Source organism: Protofrankia sp. Cr1 (genome assembly GCF_963555865.1).
GTDB lineage: Bacteria > Actinomycetota > Actinomycetes > Frankiales > Frankiaceae > Protofrankia.
This window is the reverse complement of sequence record NZ_CAUVXO010000402.1, coordinates 4400-5118: the sequence shown is the minus strand read 5'-3', so window position 1 is coordinate 5118 and position 719 is coordinate 4400. Positions and strand designations below refer to the sequence as shown.

Genomic DNA, 719 nt, shown 5'->3' with positions numbered 1-719 from the left:
GTGCAGGAGGTGGCCGGTGTGCGGATCCCAGATCCGCACCGTGGCGTCGGCGCTGCCTGAGGCGAGTAGCAGCCGGCCGTCGGGGCCGGTCGCCCACCCCACCGAGAAGACCGGGCCGGTGTGGCCGGTCAGGGTGTGCAGGGTGTGGCCGGTCAGGGTGTGCAGGGTGTGGCCGGTGCGCGGATCCCAGATCCGCACCGTGGCGTCGGCGCTGCCTGAGGCGAGTAGCAGCCGGCCGTCGGGGCCGGCCGCCCACCCCACCGACCGGACCCAGTCGGTGTGGCCGGTCAGGGTGTGCAGGGTGTGGCCGGTGTGCGGATCCCAGATCCGTACCGTGGCGTCGGCGCTGCCGGTGGCGAGTAGTAGCCGGCCGTCGGGGCCGGTCGCCCACCCCACCGACAAGACCAAGCTGGTGTGGCCGGTCAGGGTGTGCAGGGTGTGGCCGGTGCGCGGATCCCAGATCCGCACCGTGGCGTCGTCGCTGCCCGAGGCGAGTAGCAGCCGGCCGTCGGGGCCGGCCGCACACCCCACCGAGTTGATCTCTCCGGTGTGGCCAGTCAGGGTGGCCGGCGGTTCGGCGACGACGACGTCACCCGGCCCCCACGGCTCGTCCCACCGCGGACCTGGCCCGGCCGGCCGCGCACCGTCCAGCTGAGATGGCATCCCCGACGGATCACCCGTGCGGCCCACACTGCGGGCATGGGCGACCGCCCAGGCCC

1 pseudogene is annotated in these 719 nt (G+C 74.7%); it reads right to left on the bottom strand.

The window, feature by feature from the left end:
• A pseudogene (locus U9980_RS22360) lies at positions 1-663 on the bottom strand (WD40 repeat domain-containing protein); the annotation flags it as partial.
• Positions 664-719: the final 56 nt, after the last annotated feature.